This window comes from Acidovorax sp. LjRoot66, from assembly GCF_964253305.1.
GTDB lineage: Bacteria > Pseudomonadota > Gammaproteobacteria > Burkholderiales > Burkholderiaceae_C > Acidovorax.
In genome coordinates this window covers 5,032,343-5,049,403 of the sequence record NZ_CAXUQU020000001.1, presented here as the reverse complement: position 1 = coordinate 5,049,403, position 17,061 = coordinate 5,032,343, and the positions used below count along the sequence as shown (strand labels likewise).

General features: G+C 68.4%; 16 protein-coding genes. 13 read left to right on the top strand and 3 right to left on the bottom strand.

From position 1 onward, the window contains the following. The first annotated feature begins 67 nt into the window (after positions 1 to 67). From cbiB to cobT, 6 genes are read left to right on the top strand one after another with little or no spacing between them, the layout of a single operon-like run. Entirely contained in the window at positions 68 to 1,069 is a 1,002-nt protein-coding gene (cbiB, locus tag ACSQ3Y_RS23760) for an adenosylcobinamide-phosphate synthase CbiB (protein ID WP_436179096.1), read from the top strand. An 11-nt stretch (positions 1,070 to 1,080) separates the two neighbouring features. After that, positions 1,081 to 2,136: an aminotransferase class I/II-fold pyridoxal phosphate-dependent enzyme gene (locus ACSQ3Y_RS23755; protein WP_436179095.1), complete on the top strand. Its 1,056-nt coding sequence runs from the start codon at positions 1,081 to 1,083 to the stop codon at positions 2,134 to 2,136. Next, positions 2,133 to 2,918, top strand: coding sequence for a HipA family kinase (locus ACSQ3Y_RS23750; protein WP_436179094.1), 786 nt, complete (start codon positions 2,133 to 2,135; stop codon positions 2,916 to 2,918). Before ACSQ3Y_RS23755 ends, ACSQ3Y_RS23750 begins: the two co-directional genes overlap by 4 nt. Then, on the top strand, positions 2,905 to 3,303 hold the full coding sequence (locus ACSQ3Y_RS23745) for a DUF3037 domain-containing protein (protein WP_057206300.1): 399 nt from the start codon (positions 2,905 to 2,907) through the stop codon (positions 3,301 to 3,303). The genes ACSQ3Y_RS23750 and ACSQ3Y_RS23745 overlap by 14 nt, the downstream gene beginning before the upstream one ends. A 35-nt stretch (positions 3,304 to 3,338) precedes the next feature. Beyond that, positions 3,339 to 4,799 carry a cobyric acid synthase gene (locus ACSQ3Y_RS23740; RefSeq protein ID WP_436180164.1) on the top strand — a complete coding sequence of 487 codons (1,461 nt, stop codon included), beginning with the start codon at positions 3,339 to 3,341 and terminating at the stop codon, positions 4,797 to 4,799. Between the two features lie 31 nt (positions 4,800 to 4,830). Continuing rightward, complete coding sequence (gene cobT, locus ACSQ3Y_RS23735) at positions 4,831 to 5,886, top strand: nicotinate-nucleotide--dimethylbenzimidazole phosphoribosyltransferase (protein WP_436179093.1); 1,056 nt, start codon at positions 4,831 to 4,833, stop codon at positions 5,884 to 5,886. Positions 5,887 to 5,898: 12 nt separating this feature from the next. On the opposite strand, the gene ACSQ3Y_RS23730 is transcribed toward cobT, so the two are convergent. Then, positions 5,899 to 6,987 (bottom strand): MBL fold metallo-hydrolase, encoded by a 1,089-nt coding sequence (locus ACSQ3Y_RS23730; protein WP_436179092.1) that lies wholly within the window; start codon positions 6,985 to 6,987, stop codon positions 5,899 to 5,901. 146 nt (positions 6,988 to 7,133) lie between these two features. Beyond that, the gene (locus ACSQ3Y_RS23725; protein WP_428001702.1) at positions 7,134 to 8,066 is read right to left on the bottom strand and encodes a LysR family transcriptional regulator; all 933 of its coding nucleotides are present in this window, start codon (positions 8,064 to 8,066) and stop codon (positions 7,134 to 7,136) included. A gap of 134 nt (positions 8,067 to 8,200) precedes the next feature. On the opposite strand from ACSQ3Y_RS23725, the gene ACSQ3Y_RS23720 reads away from it, so the two are divergent. From ACSQ3Y_RS23720 to ACSQ3Y_RS23710, 3 genes are read left to right on the top strand one after another with little or no spacing between them, the layout of a single operon-like run. Then, positions 8,201 to 9,187: a tripartite tricarboxylate transporter substrate binding protein gene (locus ACSQ3Y_RS23720; RefSeq protein ID WP_428001701.1), complete on the top strand. Its 987-nt coding sequence runs from the start codon at positions 8,201 to 8,203 to the stop codon at positions 9,185 to 9,187. A 16-nt stretch (positions 9,188 to 9,203) separates the two neighbouring features. Beyond that, positions 9,204 to 10,385, top strand: a complete 1,182-nt coding sequence (locus tag ACSQ3Y_RS23715; RefSeq protein ID WP_436179091.1) for a CaiB/BaiF CoA transferase family protein — start codon at positions 9,204 to 9,206, stop codon at positions 10,383 to 10,385. Continuing rightward, complete coding sequence (locus ACSQ3Y_RS23710) at positions 10,385 to 11,260, top strand: HpcH/HpaI aldolase/citrate lyase family protein (RefSeq protein ID WP_436179090.1); 876 nt, start codon at positions 10,385 to 10,387, stop codon at positions 11,258 to 11,260. Before ACSQ3Y_RS23715 ends, ACSQ3Y_RS23710 begins: the two co-directional genes overlap by 1 nt. Here the strand turns inward: ACSQ3Y_RS23710 and ACSQ3Y_RS23705 are convergent. Then, positions 11,242 to 12,375: a GGDEF domain-containing protein gene (locus ACSQ3Y_RS23705; RefSeq protein ID WP_436179089.1), complete on the bottom strand. Its 1,134-nt coding sequence runs from the start codon at positions 12,373 to 12,375 to the stop codon at positions 11,242 to 11,244. The genes ACSQ3Y_RS23710 and ACSQ3Y_RS23705 overlap by 19 nt on opposite strands. 265 nt (positions 12,376 to 12,640) lie before the next feature. On the opposite strand from ACSQ3Y_RS23705, the gene ACSQ3Y_RS23700 reads away from it, so the two are divergent. The 4 genes from ACSQ3Y_RS23700 to ACSQ3Y_RS23685 all read left to right on the top strand — a co-directional run bounded on the left by ACSQ3Y_RS23700 (position 12,641) and on the right by ACSQ3Y_RS23685 (position 17,051). Further along, positions 12,641 to 13,741 (top strand): ABC transporter ATP-binding protein, encoded by a 1,101-nt coding sequence (locus ACSQ3Y_RS23700; RefSeq protein WP_436179088.1) that lies wholly within the window; start codon positions 12,641 to 12,643, stop codon positions 13,739 to 13,741. Positions 13,742 to 13,809: 68 nt separating this feature from the next. Next, positions 13,810 to 15,102 (top strand): ABC transporter substrate-binding protein, encoded by a 1,293-nt coding sequence (locus ACSQ3Y_RS23695; RefSeq protein WP_436179087.1) that lies wholly within the window; start codon positions 13,810 to 13,812, stop codon positions 15,100 to 15,102. Between the two features lie 100 nt (positions 15,103 to 15,202). After that, the gene (locus ACSQ3Y_RS23690) at positions 15,203 to 16,117 is read left to right on the top strand and encodes an ABC transporter permease (protein WP_057206278.1); all 915 of its coding nucleotides are present in this window, start codon (positions 15,203 to 15,205) and stop codon (positions 16,115 to 16,117) included. Positions 16,118 to 16,157: 40 nt separating this feature from the next. After that, a complete protein-coding gene (locus tag ACSQ3Y_RS23685) occupies positions 16,158 to 17,051 on the top strand; it encodes an ABC transporter permease (RefSeq protein ID WP_179679383.1) in 894 nt (297 codons plus the stop codon). Positions 17,052 to 17,061: the final 10 nt, after the last annotated feature.

The following is a 17,061-nucleotide window of genomic DNA, read 5'->3' as shown; positions in this document are numbered from 1 at the left end:
TGCGTGCCGCCATGATGTATTGCCTTGACGCTCCCCGCACCAGTGCTCTGTCACTGCCGGAGGGCCCATGCTCGGTCTGATCGATCTGCTGCTGCCTGGCATGCATTGGGATGCCCTGCGCGTGCTGATCTGGGTGCCCTTCGTGGCCCTGGCCCTCGACTGGTGGCGCGGCGAGCCGCCGGTCGCCGTGCACCCCGTGGTGTGGATGGGCAAGGCCCTGCACTGGTGCGGCGAGCGCTGGGCGCCGCTGGCGCCCGTGCCGCGCGATTTCAGGGCTTTCTGGTGCATGGCGCTGGCCTGGTGCGTTCTGGCGGGTGTAGTGATGGCCGCGGCCTGGGGCCTGCAGTGGCTGGCGCTGCGCTTTCATGACGTGATCGCGGCAGCGCTGCTGGGGGTGTTGCTCAAGCCGATGTTGTCCTGGCGCATGCTGCACGACGAGGTGCTGGCGGTCGAGGCAGCCCTGGCCCGCTCGCTGCCCGAGGGCCGCGCGCAACTGGCGCGCCTGGTGAGCCGTGACGTGAGCGAACTCACGGCCGAGCAGGTGCGCGAGTCGGCCATCGAGTCGCTGGCCGAAAACCTCAACGATTCGGTCGTGGCGCCGCTGTTCTGGTTCGTGCTGCTGGGCCTGCCCGGCGCCGCGCTGTACCGGCTGGCCAACACCGCCGATGCCATGTGGGGCTACCCCGGCATGCACGGCGGGCGCTACTGGCAGTGGGCCGGCAAGTGGGCTGCGCGCGCAGACGACGTGCTCTCGTGGCTGCCCGCACGCATCACCGCATTGCTGCTGGCCGTGCTGGCGCGCGGGCTGTCACCAGCCGCGTTGGCGCGCCAGGCGCGCCGCACGCCGTCGCCCAACAGCGGCTGGCCCATGGCGGCCATGGCGCTGGCGCTGGGCGTGCGGCTCGGCAAGCCCGGGGTGTATGTGCTCAACGCCAGTGCACGCGACCCCGGCCCGCTGGATACCCGGCGCGCGGCCAAGCTCGGCTCGCTGGTGGCGCTGTCGCTGATCCCGCTGGCAGTGGGCGCCCACCTGCTGATCACCATCGTGTCTGCATGGGTAGTTGCATGAGCTTGCAGGCCATGCCACCGCACCCCCATGGCGGCCCCGATGCGCTTGGGGCGCCGGTGCACGATTTCTCTACCAACAGCAATGCCTGCGGCCCTTGCCCCGAGGCCCTGCAGGCCGTGCAGCAGGCCGATGCCACGCGCTACCCCGACCCGCACTACACGGCGCTGCGGGAGGCGCTTGGCGTCTTTCATGGCGTAGCGGCCGAGCGCATCGTGCTGGCGGCCAGCTCCAGCGAGTTCATCCACCGCGTCACGGCGCTGGCGGTGCAGCAGGGGGCCGTGCAGGTGGGCCTGCCGCTGCACAGCTACGGCGACTATGCCCAGGCCGCGCAGGCGCGCGAACTCGCGCTGGTGCGTTCGGCAGGCGCCGCACCCGGGCTGCAATGGGCCTGCGAGCCATCCAGCCCCCTGGGTCGGGAGGATGCGGCCCTGCGCGCATGGGCGACGGCACCGGCGGATGGCAGCACGGCGCTGCGCGTGCTCGACTGTGCCTATGCCCCGCTGCGCCTGGGCGCCGATGGCCCGGGCCCCTGGGCCGGCTCGCCCGCGCTGCCGCATATGCCCTGCTGGCAGCTGTGGACACCCAACAAGGCCCTGGGCCTGACCGGCGTGCGCGCTGCCTACGCCGTGGCGCCCGAGGGGTCTGCAGCACAGGTGCAGGCGCTGCTGGCACTGGCACCTTCCTGGGCCGTGGGAACGCATGGCGTGGCGCTGCTGCAGGCCTGGGTGCAACCCGGCGTACAGCGCTGGCTGGTGCACAGCCTCGATACCCTGCGCGACTGGAAGCAGCGCCAGCTCACCCTGTGCCTGGACCTGGGCTGGGGCGTGCATGCGGGCAGCCTGGCCAACTACTTCTGCGCCCAGCCTGCCTGTGCCGATCTGCCCGGCGCGCTGGCGGCCCTGCGCGCGGCGGGCATCAAGCTGCGCGATGCCGCCTCGTTCGGCCTGCCCGGTGCGGTGCGCCTGGGCGTGCTGGCGCCGGGGGCGCAAGATGCGCTGCGCGCCGCATGGTCCGCCGCCATGGCCGTACGATCCGGTGCACAACCCAAGGAGATCACCCCCCGATGAGAACCATCACCGTCACCCGCTATGTCACGCCGCTGCGTGAGGGCGGCTCCATGCCTGCCGTGGTCGAAGGCGACGACCTGGGGCTGTATGTGCTCAAGTTCCGCGGCGCAGGGCAGGGCGTGCGCGCCCTGCTGGCCGAGATGATCTCGGGCGGCATTGCCCGGGCGCTGGGCCTGCCGATCCCCGAGATCGTGCTCGCCGAGCTCGACACGGGCCTGGCCCAGACCGAGCCCGACCCCGAAATCCAGGACCTGGTGCGCGCCAGCGGCGGCCTCAACGTGGGCCTCGACTACCTTTCGGGCGCGCTCAACTTCGATCCCGCAGTGGACGAGGTGAGCAACGACTTCGCCTCGCGCCTGGTCTGGTTCGACGCCCTGGTGGCCAATGTGGACCGCACGGCGCGCAACACCAACCTGCTCATGTGGCACCGCAAGCCCTGGCTCATCGACCACGGCGCTTCGCTGACCTTCCACCATGCCTGGAACGGCGCGGTGGTGCAGCCCGCCAAGCCCTTCCCGCCCATTGCCGACCATGTGCTGCTGCGCCAAGCCACGGCGCTGGCGCAGGTGGATGGCGAGCTGGCGGCACTGCTCACGCGCGAGGTGCTCACGGGCATCCTGGCCGATGTGCCCGACGAGTTCCTGGCCATTGCCGGGGCCGAGCACACCGAAGGCCCGCTGTCGGCCCCTGCCAGCCATCGCCAGGCCTATGTGGACCATTTCTGTGTCTGCCTGGCCGGCCGGCAAGCCTGGGTGCAAGGAGCCATCGATGCACGCGGCTGAGATGAATGTGTACGACTACGCCATCGTGCGCGTGGTGCCGCGCGTGGAGCGCGAGGAATTCATCAACGCCGGCGTCATCCTCTCGTGCCAGAAGAGCGGCTTTCTGCAGGCAGCCATTGCCCTGGATGAGGAGCGCCTGCTGGCGATGGACCCGCATGTGGACATCGACACCGTGCGCCGCCACCTGGACGCCATCGTCGCCATCTGCGCGGGGGACGCGGTCTGCGGGCCGATTGCGCAGCTGCCTTTTCGCCAGCGCTTTCACTGGCTCACAGCCAGGCGCAGTGCCATCATCCAGACCTCGCCGGCGCATACCGGGCGCTGCACCGATGCGGCGGCGGCGCTGGAGCACATCATGGACCGCATGGTGAGGCCTTTGCCTTGAGCGCTTCCGATTCCCCCCGCCTGGCGCGCTGCGTCATGGTGCTGGGCACCACCAGCGGCGCCGGCAAGAGCTGGCTGGCCACGGCGCTGTGCCGCTGGTACAGCAACCAGGGCTACAAGGTGGCGCCGTTCAAGGCGCAGAACATGAGCAACAACGCGCGCGTGGTCGCCAGCGACCACGGCCATGGTGAGATCGGCAGTGCCCAGTATTTCCAGGCGATTGCTGCGCGCACCGTGCCCGACGTGCGCATGAACCCGCTGCTGCTCAAGCCCGAGGCCGACACCCACAGCCAGGTGGTGCTGATGGGCCAGGTGAGCGCCGAGCTCACGGCGCTGCCCTGGCGTGGCCGCAGCGAGCGCGTTTGGCCACAGATCGCCGCCGCGCTCGACGCGCTGCGCGCCGAGAACGACGTGGTGGTGATCGAAGGGGCAGGCTCGCCCGCCGAGATCAACCTGCACGCCAGCGATGTGGTCAACATGCGCGTGGCGCGCCACGGCGGCGCACGCTGCCTGCTGGTGACCGACATCGACCGCGGCGGAGCCTTTGCCCACCTGTACGGCACCTGGGCCCTGCTGCCCGAGGACGAACGCGCGCTGATCCATGGCTTCGTGCTCAACCGCTTTCGCGGCGATGCCACGCTGCTCGCGCCCGCGCCGCAGATGTTGCAGGAGCTGACCGGCGTGCCCACCGTGGCCACCATCCCCATGCAATGGCACCACGGCCTGCCCGAGGAAGACGGCGTGTTCGACGACCGCAGCACCGCGGGAGGGGCCGTGCACACGACGGTGGCCGTGATTGCCTACCCCCGCATCAGCAACCTCGACGAATTCCAGCCGCTCAAGAACGTGCCCGGCGTGCGCCTAGTGTGGGTGCGCAGCCCCGCCGGGCTGGCAGGACTGAAGGCTACCGACTGGGTCATCCTGCCCGGCTCCAAGGCCACTGCGGCCGACCTGGCCTGGCTGCGTGCGCAAGGGCTCGATGAGGCCATTGCTGCGCATGCGGGGCAGGGCGGCAGCGTGCTCGGCGTGTGCGGCGGCCTGCAGATGCTGGGCGAGGCACTGATCGACACCGCTGGCATCGACGGCAACGCGCCAGGTCTCGGCCTGCTGCCCCTGGTCACCACCTTCGAGCCCGCCAAGACCGTGCGCCGCACCACCGCGCGCTTCGGTACGCTGCAGGGTGCCTGGGCGGCACTGTCGGGCGTCGAGGCCAGCGGCTACGAGATCCACCACGGCCAGACCGCACAGCACCCGGCCATGGCGGCCGGTGGCGACGTGGCGCGCGAGGTAGTGCCTGGCCTGGCCTGGCAGAACGGCGCGGGCAATGTGCTCGGCCTGTACCTGCACGGCCTGCTCGAAGACCCCGCCGCGCTGCAGGCCCTGTTCGGCCGCGAGGGCGCGGCCCCCGTGCCCACGCTCGACGCCGTGATGGAGGGCCTGGCGCGCACGGTGGATGCGCATTTCGAACCCGGCGTATTGAACGCGCTGGTGGCCTGAATGAATCCCGATTTCTTTACCTGACGAACCCATGTCCTTCGCTTTCCCCACCATTGCCGACATCACCGACGCTCCCCTCACGGCGCGCCTGCAGCACATCCTCGACTTCAAGACCAAGCCCCTTGGCTCGCTGGGCCGGCTCGAAGCGCTGGCGCTGCGCATCGGCCAGGTGCTGGGCACCGAGGCACCGCAGCTGGTGCAGCCGCAGATGCTGGTCTGCGCGGGCGACCATGGCATCGCGGCGCGCGGTGTGTCGGCCTTTCCGAGCGACGTGACCTGGCAGATGGTGGAGAACTTCCTGGCCGGCGGTGCGGCCGTGAGCGTGCTCGCGCGCCAGCACGGCCTGGCCCTTACTGTGGTGGATTGCGGCATGGCCAAGCCCATCGCGCCGCGCGATGCCGCCCCGGGCGCGCCCCAACTGCTGCTGCGCAAGGTGGCGCCCGGCACGGCCGATGCATCGGTGGGCCCGGCCATGACGGCCGAGCAGTGTGCCCAGGCCATCACCAACGGCATGGAGGTGGTGCGCGGCCTGCCGGGCAATGCGCTGCTGCTGGGCGAAATGGGCATTGCCAATACCTCGGTCGCCTCGCTGCTGCTGGCGCGTCTGGCCGGCCTGCCGCTGGCCGAGGTGACGGGCGCGGGCACGGGCCTGGACGCCGCCGGCATAGCGCGCAAGCGCGCCGTGCTGCAGCAGGCCCTGGATGTGAACGCCGAAGCCACGAGTCCCTTCGACGCGCTGGCCGCCCTTGGCGGCTACGAGGTGGCCACCCTGGTGGGCGCCGTGCTGCAGGCCGCAGCCGAGCGCCGGGTCATCGTCGTCGATGGCTTCATCACCAGCGCCGCCGTGCTGGTGGCCAGCCGCCTGCAGCCAGCCGTGCTGCAGCGCTGCGTTTTTGCGCACCGCTCGGGCGAGCGCGGCCACAGCCTGATGCTGGCGCAGATGCAGGCCGAGCCCCTGCTCGACCTGGGCCTGCGCCTGGGCGAAGGCTCGGGCGCGGCGCTGGCCTGGCCGCTGCTGCAGTCGGCTTGCGCGGTGCTGGCGGAGATGGCCAGTTTTGAATCCGCAGGGGTGGACAACCGCAGCTGAGCCGGGGGGCGCTCAGTCCCCCGGGCATTCGAGCTGGCCGGCGCGCGGATTCTCCCCCTGTCGGCCGGGGCCAGGTCCCGTCGCGGGCAAGCCGTAGACGGCCTTCTGGTTCGCGCTATCGGTCACCTTCACGCCCTGCGCGTCGAAGTTCCACGCATCCCAGTAGTTGACCGGCACCACCTGTGGCACCTTGGCTGACGCGAGGAAGTCGCGCAGCAGGGGCTGCTCGTTGGGATCGTAGGGGAAGTGCAGACCGTACTCGAGCTTGAACTCTGACACTGAGTTGGCCCGCACACCGAGGTGGTGGGGCATGAATGTCTTGACCTTGAACTCGGGCACGACGATGCGCGCCTGCGTTACCACGCGTGACTCCGGCCCGCCCTGCCACAGGTCCAGGCTGGTCGCGCCCGCAGCCGCCATGGCGGCCTTGAGGTTGTCCAAGGGCGAGCCGTAGGTCACGCCATTGGCCACGCGCGGGGTGGTCAGGTCCTTGCCGCCGGCGCCGCTGTCGGACACGAACAGCTGCAGCGGCTCGGCGCGGGCGCGGGTCTTCGCGCTGACCAGGAAACCGAAGGTCTCCGGGTCGTTGGTGCCGTTGCCAAAGGCCGTGCAGCCCGAGACGCTGTGCACCCAGCGCACCACGCGGATGGTGACGGCGTCGTTCATGCGCACTGTCTCGCCGCCCTTGAGCGTGGTGCACTGGCTGGCGGGCAGGCCCACCTTGGCCATGGCACTGCAGACCGCTGCAGGGGCATAGACCGGCTTGCCCGTTTGCCGGGCCCACTCGGGGACCTGCACGCCATGGTCCCCATGTTCGTGGCCGACGAGGATGGCGTCGATGCCTCCGCGCATCTTGATGGCCTGCAGGGCCTTGGCCACGGATGGGGTGTTGGCGGTAGGGTTGGCGGTGAAGTCCGAGATCGTCTCGCCGTCAACCAGGATGCCGGTATCGCCAATCTGATAGTGCCAGTTGGTGATGCCGAACCAGGTCATGCGCATGTTTTCGGGCAGGTCGGGGTCGGATCCGCCGCAGGCCAGCAAAAGGGCGGCAGAAAGGCACGCGCCGGTCGTCCCGAGTCGGGTCCAGTTTTTGGGTTTCATCTTGTCTCCAGGTCGCGGCAATATCACCGTCTGCCCTGAAGGCTAGGGACGTGAAGCTGTCAATCTGCTTTCAGGGTTGGCGCGTGCCAGGGTCAGAAAGCGATCTGAAAGCCGCCGTGGTCCATCATCGCGCGCGACAACGGTTGTCAGGAGCGCCGCTTGCGTACCTTGGGCGCAGGTGCCAGCGGCTTCTGGTGGTGCGCGCACAGCAGGTCGATCAGCGACTGCGCATACGCCGGCATGCGCGCCTCCTCGCGCACCAGGATGTAGCGCTCGCGCACGCTCCAGGCGTCTTCCAGGTCGATCAGCACCAGGCCCATGGGGGCGAGGTAGCGCCGGGCGGCGCTCTCGGGCACGATGCCGATGCCCACGCCGGCACCGATCATGCGGCACATGGCGTCGAAGCTCGATAGCTGCACGCGCAGCTTCTGCGGCTGGCCCAGTTGCTCGGTCACCTGGGCCAGGAAGGTCTGCAGCGTGCTGGCCGGGTGCATGCCCACCATGGGCTCGTCCAGCGTTTCGGAAAAAGCCATGCGCCGGCGCCGCGCAAAACGGTGGCCACGCGGCACCACCAGCGCCAGCCGGTCGGTGCTGAAGTGGATGGCGGTGAGGCCCAGCGTGTCCACCTGGCCGGCGACGATGCCGATGTCGGCGCGCCCGTCGAGCACACCGCGCGGGATATCGGCATTCGGTTTTTCCTGAAGCTCCACGTTCACGCGCGGATTGGCCGCGAGGAAGGCGGGCAGGATCTCGGGCATGAAGTCCGTCACCGCCGTGGTGTTGGCGAACACCCGCACATGGCCGCGCAGGCCGCCGCTGTACTCCTGCAGGTCGGCGCGCAACTGCTCGGTCTGGCGCAGCACGCCGCGTGCGTGGTGCAAGAAGGCCTCGCCCGCAGGCGTGGGGCGCATGCCGCGCGCTTCGCGGTACAGCAGCGGCATGCCCGCCTGCTGCTCCAGCGCCTTGATGCGCGCACTGGCCGCTGCCAGCGACAGGTGCCGCGCCGCTGCGGCGCGGGAGAGGGCGCCTTGCTCGGCCGTGAGCACGAACAGGCGCAGATCGGTCAGGTCGAATTGCATGGCCGCATGTTACTGCCGCGCGTGCGAGGTTTCGGTTCTGGCGAAGGCTTGGTTCTGAAATGCGTGATTGTGCGCGGGCGGCGGGGCGGCGAACATCCGTGCTCATCCGAGAACACGCCAAGGAGACAAACCGCATGAAGTTCGCCGCCCCCCGCGCCATCGCGCGCCGCACCGCCCTCGTTGCCCTGCTCGCCGCACCCCTGTGGGCCGCCGCGCAAGCCAGCTACCCCAGCCGCCCCATCGTGATGGTCGTGCCGCAGGCAGCAGGCGGCACCAACGACATCGTGGGCCGCCTGGTGAGCCAGAAGCTGGGCGAGGTGCTGGGCGGCGCCACCGTGGTGGAAAACCGGCCCGGTGCGGGCGGCAATATCGGCACGCAGTATGTGGCGAAAGCCCCGAAGGACGGCTACACGCTGCTCATGACCATCAGCAGCAGCCAGGCCATCAATCCGGCGCTGTTCAAGAACCCCGGTTTTGACCCCGTGAAGGATTTCAAACCCGTGGGCCTGATCGGTGCCGTGCCCAATGTGCTGCTGGTGAACCCGTCCTTCCCCGCGCGCAACATGGCCGAGCTGGTGGCGTTGGCCAAGGCCAAGCCGGGCCACTACCAGTACGCATCGGCCGGCAATGGCACGCTCAACCACCTGCTCGGTGAAATGCTCAACAGCATGGCCGCCATCCAGTTGCAGCATGTGCCCTACAAGGGCGTGGCCCCGGCCATCAACGATGTGCTGGGAGGGCAGTTGCCCATGGTGTTCGCGAGCATGCCCTCAGCGCTGTCGCATATCAAGGCCGGCAAGCTGCGCGCCCTGGCCGTGAGCGGCGCCACGCGCTCGCCCGTGCTGCCCGACGTGCCCACCATCGCCGAAACGGTGGCCGGCTACAACGGCACGCTGTGGATCGGGCTGTTCGCGCCCGCAGGCCTGCCGGCCGACATCCAGTCCAAACTGCAGGACGGCATGGCCACGGCCCTGGCTGCCAAGGACCTGCGCGAGCGCCTGGAGGCGCAGGGCGTGGAGATTGCCACCAAGACCACACCGGACCAATTTGCCGCGCTGCTGCAGGAGGACCTGGCCAAGTGGGCCAAGGTGGTCAAGACCTCCGGCGCCACCGTGGACTGAGCAAGGGAGCCAGCCAATGACCCGCCCCCTGGACCACATCACCGTGGTGTCGCTCGAGCATGCGATCGCCGCCCCGTTCTGCACCCGCCAACTGGCCGACCTGGGCGCCCGCGTGATCAAGGTCGAACGCCCCGGCGGCGGCGACTTTGCGCGCGACTACGACACCAGGGCAGAGGGAATGGCCTCGCACTTCGTCTGGGTCAACCGCTCCAAGGAGAGCCTCACGCTCGACCTCAAGCAGCCCGAGGCCCTGGCGGTGCTATGGGAGCTGCTGGCCAGCGCCGATGTGCTGGTGCAGAACCTCGCGCCCGGCGCCACTGCGCGCATGGGCCTGTCGTGGGAGGCGCTGAGCGCACACAACCCGCGCCTCATCGTCTGCGACATCTCGGGCTATGGCGGCGATGGCCCCTACCGCGACAAGAAGGCGTATGACCTGCTGATCCAGAGCGAGGCGGGCTACCTGTCGGTGACCGGTACGCCCGAAGAGCCCTGCAAGTCGGGAAACTCCATCGCCGACATCGCGGCCGGCATGTATGCCTACACCAGTGTGCTTGCCGCGCTGATGCAGCGCGAGAAGACGGGCCAGGGCTCGCGCATTGATGTCTCCATGCTTGAATCGCTGGCCGAGTGGATGGGCTTTCCGATGTACTACGCCTACGGCGGCGCCACGCCGCCGCCGCGCAATGCCGCATCGCACGCCACCATCTACCCCTACGGCCCCTTCCTGGCCGGTGATGGCGGCACGGTGATGCTGGGGCTGCAGAACGAGCGCGAGTGGAAGCTGTTCTGCGAGCATGTGCTGCTGCAGCCGCCGCTGGCAGCCGACCCGCGCTTTGACAGCAATGCCCGGCGCAACGCGCACCGGGCCGAACTCAAGGCCCTGATCCTGGCCGTGTTCGGCACGCTTACCGCCGCGCAGGTCATCGAGCGGCTGGAAGCGGCGCGCATTGCCAACGCGCGCATGAACACCATGGCCGAGGTCTGGGCGCACCCGCAGTTGCAGGCGCGCGGCCGCGTGCAGCAGGTGGACACGCCCGAAGGGCCTCTGGATGCCCTGCTGCCGCCCGGCGCACACAGCAGCTTCGACTACCGCATGGACCCGATACCCGCCGTGGGCGAGCACACCGAAGCCATCCTGCGCTCTCTGGGGCGTGGCGACGGGCACTTGGCGGCGCTGCGCGCCAGCAAGGCGATCTGATGGCAGTGCCTTCCACCCACCAGGCAATGGCCCGCGCGACGACCTTCCTCTTCGTTCCCGCCATCCGGCCCGAGCGCATCGCCAAGGCCCTGGCCAGCGGCGCAGGCGCCGTGGTCGTGGACCTGGAGGATGCCGTGGCGCCCGGTGAGAAGGCGGCCGCGCGCACGGCCTTGCTGGCCGCCGTGAAGGCCCTGGAGCCAGCGCAGCGCGCGCGCCTGCTGGTGCGCGCCAATGCCGCAGGCACGCCCTGGCACACCGACGATGTGGCGGCCGTGGCCGCCTGCGTGGCCCAGGGCCTGGCCGGTGCCATGTTGGCCAAGGCCGAGTCGGCAGCGGTGCTGGCCGCCGTGGCCCGGGCGCTGGGGCCGCAAGGCCTGCTGGTGCCGCTGGTCGAATCGAATGCGGGGCTGGATGCGCTGGACGCACTGGCCCAGGCGCCTCAGGTGGTGCGCCTGGCGTTTGGCCACCTCGACTTCCAGGTAGATCTGGGCATGGAATGCGCTGCCGACGAGGCCGAGCTGCTGCCCGTGCGCCTGGCGCTGGTGCGCGCCTCGCGCCGCGCCGGGCTGGCCGCGCCGGTGGATGGTGTGACCACGGCCACCGACGACCTGGCGCGCCTGGCCGAGGACACGGCGCGTAGCCGGCGCCTGGGCTTTGGCGGCAAGCTGTGCATCCACCCCGCGCAGGTGGCGCCTGTGCAGGCCGCCTTTGCGCCCGACCCTGCCGCGCTCGCGTGGGCCCGCCGCGTGCTGGACGAAGCGTCCGCGCATGGCGGGGCGGTGTTCCGGCTCGACGGCCGCATGGTCGACGCGCCGGTGTTGGCGCTGGCGGCGCGCCTGCTGGCCCGCGCAGGGGATCAGCCGACGGCAGTCTGATTGCGCCCCTGCGCCTTGGCCTGGTACAGCGCCTGATCGGCGCGCGTGAGCATCGCGTCCAGCGTGTCGCCGGGGCCGCTCCATTGCGTCAGGCCGATGCTGACCCGGCAATCGAGCGGGTGGCCTACGGCCAGCGTGGCGTGGATGCGCCGGGCCACGTTGAGCGCCGCGACGGCATCGGTGCCGGGCAGCACCACCATGAACTCTTCGCCGCCATAGCGGCCCATGCGGTCGGGCGTGCGCAGCACGGACAGGGTGCGCTGCACGAAGTGCACCAGCACCGCATCGCCATGCTGGTGGCCGCAGCTGTCGTTCACGGCCTTGAAATGGTCCAGGTCCAGCATCATCAGCGAGGGGCCGCCGCCGTAGCGGCGCGCGCGCTCCAGTTCTTCTTCACAGCGCTGCAGCAGCGCGCGCCGGTTGAGCGCCGGGGTCAGCGAGTCGTGTGTGGCCAGGTGCTCGAGCTCGGTGCGCAGCCGGTCGGTGGCCATGAGCAGCGCGCCGATGGAGAGCATGAGCACCGTGAGCGCGTAGGCGCCGATGTACAGGTTCTGGTAAACCGATGGCTCCATGAGGTTGTCGCCCGCGAACCCCGCGAAGATGGAGCCAAGCCGCACCAGCAGCACCGTGAGGTGCAGCACCAGCACCACCTCCACCAGCCGCACAGGGAAGTTGCTGCCCCCGTGGCGCAATAGAAAGCGCAACTGGGCGCCGTAGATGCAGGACATCACCAGCGTGAAGAAGGAGAGCCGCACGCTGTAGTTGGGCCATCCGAAGGACAGCCAGGTGAAAACCCCAAAGCACACGGCCAGCACCCCGCCCCAGATGCGCCAGGTGTGGGCATGGCCCAGAAAGGCGCGGGTACCCATGTAGTAGGTCATGGTGCCCAGCACCAGCAGCATGTTGGCGCCCACCAGGCTCATCCAGTCGGGCAGCAGCCCGCGCGCGCTGAAGAGGGCGGTGGATGCCAGCCAGAACACCGGCGCCGCCGCCCAAGAGCCGATGCCCCGGATGTGGGCCGGGTAATAGCGCCGCATGCAGGCCAGCACGACGGCCATCAGGGCGGACATGAATCCCGCCAGGGCGATCATGGAGCGAGGGTCGAGATTCGTCATCCTGCAGTACTGCGGTGGGACGGGGGGCGCCTCGTAAAGAAATGTTTCTGCGACTGGCCAGTATAGCCAGCGACCGGGCAGCATGGGCCTTTGTCCAGTGTGCGCAGATGGTGCCGAATGGCGTATGTGGCCCGAGCGCGACGTTCGTTTTTGGTGCCGCAAGCCCCTGGCAGGCGTGGTTGCGCACGATGTCGGTGCATTTTGTATACAAATTGCCAGAAACATTGTGCGCAAAAGCTGGCACGTGGCTTGCGTAGACCCTGGCATGCAAGACACCACGCCTGCCCAGCCCCCGGCCGCCATCGAGATCGTGGCGCTCACCAAGCGCTACGCCAGCGGCAAGCCCGCCGTGGACGCCATCGACCTGCGCATCGCCAGCGGCAGCTACTGCTGCCTGCTGGGCCCTTCGGGCTGCGGCAAGAGCACCACGCTGCGCATGATCGCCGGGCACGAATCAGTGACCAGCGGCGACATCCTGCTCGAAAACCGCAACATCACCGACCTGCCCGCCGCCGCGCGCGGCACGGCCATGATGTTCCAGAGCTTCGCGCTGTTCCCACACCTTTCGGCGCTGGACAACGTGGCCTTCAGCCTCAAGATGAAGGGCGTGGCCAAGGCCGAGCGCCAGGCCAAGGCGCGGGATCTGCTCGAACGCGTGGCCATGGGCCACCTGGCCGAGCGCAAGCCGGCCGAGCTCTCGGGCGGGCAACAGCAGCGCGTGGCGCTGGCGCGTGCGCTGATCACCCAGCCGCGCGTGCTGCTGCTCGATGAGCCCTTGTCGGCGCTGGACCCGTTTCTGCGCATCCAGATGCGTGCCGAGCTGCGCCGCTGGCAAAAGGAGCTGGGCCTGACCTTCATCCACGTGACCCACTCGCAGGAGGAGGCCATGGCCCTGGCCGACACCATGGTGGTGATGAACCACGGCGTGATCGAGCAGGTGGGCTCGCCGCACGAGGTCTACAACCGCCCGGCCAGCGAATTCGTGGCGCGCTTCATGGGCGGCCACAACGTGATCGATACACCCGAAGGCAAGGTCGGCGTGCGCACCGACCACCTGCAGGTGCTGCCGCAGGGCACGCCGCTGCCCTGGGGCGCCCTGCACATGCAGGCCGTGGTAACCGATGTGGAGTACCAGGGCACCTACGTGCTGCTGGGCCTGCAAAAGCAGGGCGTGGCCCTGTCGGCGAATGCCACGGCGGCGTATTCGGTGATGGTCTCCGAAGCCGCTTTTGCCGCACAGCCCTATGCGGTGGGGCAGGCGGTGCAGTTGCATTGGACGCCCGAGCAGGCCCATCCCCTCTCCCCGCAGGCGGTACCTGTGTCCGCGCCCGTGGCGACGGCTACTGCCCAGGCCGTGCCTGCCTGAGTTTTTCTCTCATTCTTTCGTTGTCCGCTGTTTCCACCCCTCCACTTTGCAAACCAAGGAGCTCTCCCATGTCCGACGACTCTCGTGCCGATTCCCCCGCTGTTGCCTCTGACGCCACCGGCGTGCAGCGCCGCTCGCTTCTCAAGGGCACGGCGGGCATCCTGGCCGCTGGCGTGTTCCCGGCTGTCCATTCGCAGGAAAAGATCGTGCTGCGCTACCTGGGCACGGCCGTGAACCAGGACAAGGCGATTGCCGAGAAGTTCAAGGCCGACACCGGCATCGAGATCCAGTACGTGGCCGTGACCACCGACGACGTGACCAAGCGCGCCGTGACCGCGCCCAACAGCTTCGACCTGATCGACACCGAATACTTCTCGCTCAAGAAGATCGTGCCCACCGGCAACTTGAAGGGCATCGACACCAAGCGCATCAAGAACGCCGACAAGATCACCACGCTGTTCACCAACGGCATGGTGGCCGGCAAGGCCGTGGGCGACCAGGGCACCGCGCCCAAGAAGGTGATCTACCTGGAGGGCGAGAAGTCCAAGAAGTTCGCGACGGCGCCCACGCAGTACATGTCGCTGATCCCCACCGTGTACAACGCCGACACGCTGGGCATTCGCCCCGACCTGATCAAGCGCCCCATCAACTCCTGGGCCGAGCTGCTCAACCCCGAATTCAAGGGCAAGACCGCGATCCTGAACATCCCTTCCATCGGCATCATGGACGCCGCCATGGTGGTCGAGGCCATGGGCATCTACAAGTACCCCGACAAGGGCAACATGACCAAGAAGGAGATCGATCTCACGATCAAGACCCTGATCGAGGCCAAGAAGCAGGGCCAGTTCCGCGCGCTGTGGAAGGACTTCAACGAGTCGGTGAACCTGATGGCATCGGGCGAAGTGGTGATCCAGTCGATGTGGAGCCCGGCCGTCACCGCCGTGCGCACCAAGGGCATCGCCTGCAACTTCCAGCCCCTGAAGGAGGGCTACCGCGCCTGGGCTGCCGGCTTCGGCCTGCCGGCCACCCTGTCGGGCAAGAAGCTCGATGGTGCCTATGAGTTCATCAACTGGTTCCTGGACGGCTGGGCCGGTGCCTACCTGAACCGCCAGGGCTACTACAGCGCCGTGCTGGAGACTGCCAAGTCCAAGATGGAAGCCTACGAGTGGGCCTACTGGATGGAAGGCAAGCCCGCCACGCAGGACATCAAGAGCCCCAACGGCGACGTGCTGGCCAAGACCGGCGCGGTGCGCGACGGCGGCAGCTACGAGTCGCGCATGGGCGGCATCGCCTGCTGGAACGCCTTGATGGACGAAAACAACTACATGGTCCAGAAATGGAATGAATTTGTAGCTGCATAAGAGGGGCCGTCACGCCCGCCAGGGCGTGCCCCGCTGCCCCGAACGGGAGCGGCATGCCCTGCGCGCGGCGCAGGGCTTTCACAGGTTATTCCAAGACACCATGAGCACCACCACCACACCGTCTCTGCCATCGAGCGCCGCCCCCGGGCGCGGCATTGCCGCGTGGTGGCAGGCCGCGCCGTTCACGCTGGTGTTCGCGCTGTTCTTCCTGATTCCACTGGCGCTGATCGTGATGGTCAGCTTCTGGGACTTCAATGAGTACGAACTCTTGCCCGGCTTCACGTTCAAGAACTACATCTCGATCTTTGCGGGCTGTGGCGATGCGTCAGAGGGCCTGTGCGTCACGCTCAAGACGTACTACTCCACGCTCAAGTTCAGTTTTCTCGTGTGGCTGATCACGCTGGTGATCGGCTTCACCGTGGCCTATTTCCTGGCCTTCCACGTGCGCTCCTCGGGCATGCAGACACTGCTGTTCGTGCTGTGCACCATCCCGTTCTGGACCTCCAACGTGATCCGCATGATCTCGTGGGTGCCGCTGCTGGGGCGCAATGGTCTGGTGAACCAGAGCCTGATCAGCATGGGCATGGTCGATCAGCCCATCGAGTGGCTGCTGTTCTCGGATTTCTCGGTGGTGCTGGCCTTCGTGCACCTGTACACCATGTTCATGATCGTGCCCATCTTCAACAGCATGATGCGCATCGACCGCAGCCTCATCGAGGCGGCCAGCGACAGCGGTGCCAGCGGCTGGCAGACGCTGTGGAACGTGATCGTCCCACTGTCGCGAACCGGCATCATCATCGGCTCGATCTTCGTGATCACCATCATCATGGGCGACTTCGTCACCATCGGCGTGATGGGGGGGCAGCAGATCGCCTCCATCGGCAAGATCATCCAGGTGCAGACCTCGTACCTGCAGTTCCCTTTGGCTGCGGCCAATGCCGTGATCCTGCTGGCGGTGGTTCTGATGATCATCTGGGGGCTCACGCGCCTGGTCGACATCCGCAAAGAGCTTTGAGCACCGTCCACGTCGCTGACAACCTCCACAGGACACCCGCATGAAATCCCGCGTCCGCGAATCCCGCCCCGCCAGCTTCTGGCTGCTGGCCATCGTGTTCAGCCTGTTCGTGCTGTTCATGTACGGGCCCATGTTCGTCATCTTCATCCTGAGCTTCCAGGGCCCCGAGGGTGGGCTGACCTTCCCCATGCGCGGCGTGTCGCTGCACTGGTTCTACAAGCTGGCCGAGGGCCTGGGCGTGGTGGACATCGGCGCGGCGCTGTGGCGCTCGCTGGGCCTGGGCGTGGCGGTGATGCTGTGCACGGTGGTGCTGTCGGTGCTGGCGGGCCTGGCCTTTCGCAAGCGGCTGGCGGGGGGAAACACGCTGTTCTTCATTGTCGTGGCCAGCCTGATCATGCCGTCCATCATCGTCTCGCTGGGCATCGGGCTGGAGTTCCGGCTCATCGACAACGGCATCAAGGCCGCCCTCGAATGGCTGGGCATGGAAAGCACGCTGGAGGGCTACGGCACCTCGCTGGGCCTGTTCACCTCGGCGCTGGGCGCACACCTGACCTGGACGCTGCCCTTCGGCCTGCTGATCATGTTCGCGGTGTTCAACCGCTTCAATCCCGCGTACGAAGAGGCGGCGCGCGACCTGGGCGCCACCCCCTGGCAGGGCTTTGCCCACGTGGTGCTGCCGCTGATCGCCCCCTCGGTCGTGGGCATCGGCATGTTCGGCTTCACCCTGAGCTGGGACGAGATCGCCCGCACCTCGCAGGCCATCGGCGACGTGAACACGCTGCCTCTGGAGCTGCAGGGCCTGACCAGCACGGTCACCACGCCATCGATCTACGCGCTGGGCACACTGACCACCGTGGTGTCGTTCGTGGTCATGGGCATCACGCTGGCCCTGGTCTGGGCGCTGGGGCAACGCAAGAAAGGGCGGGCCGGCTGAGCCGCACGCC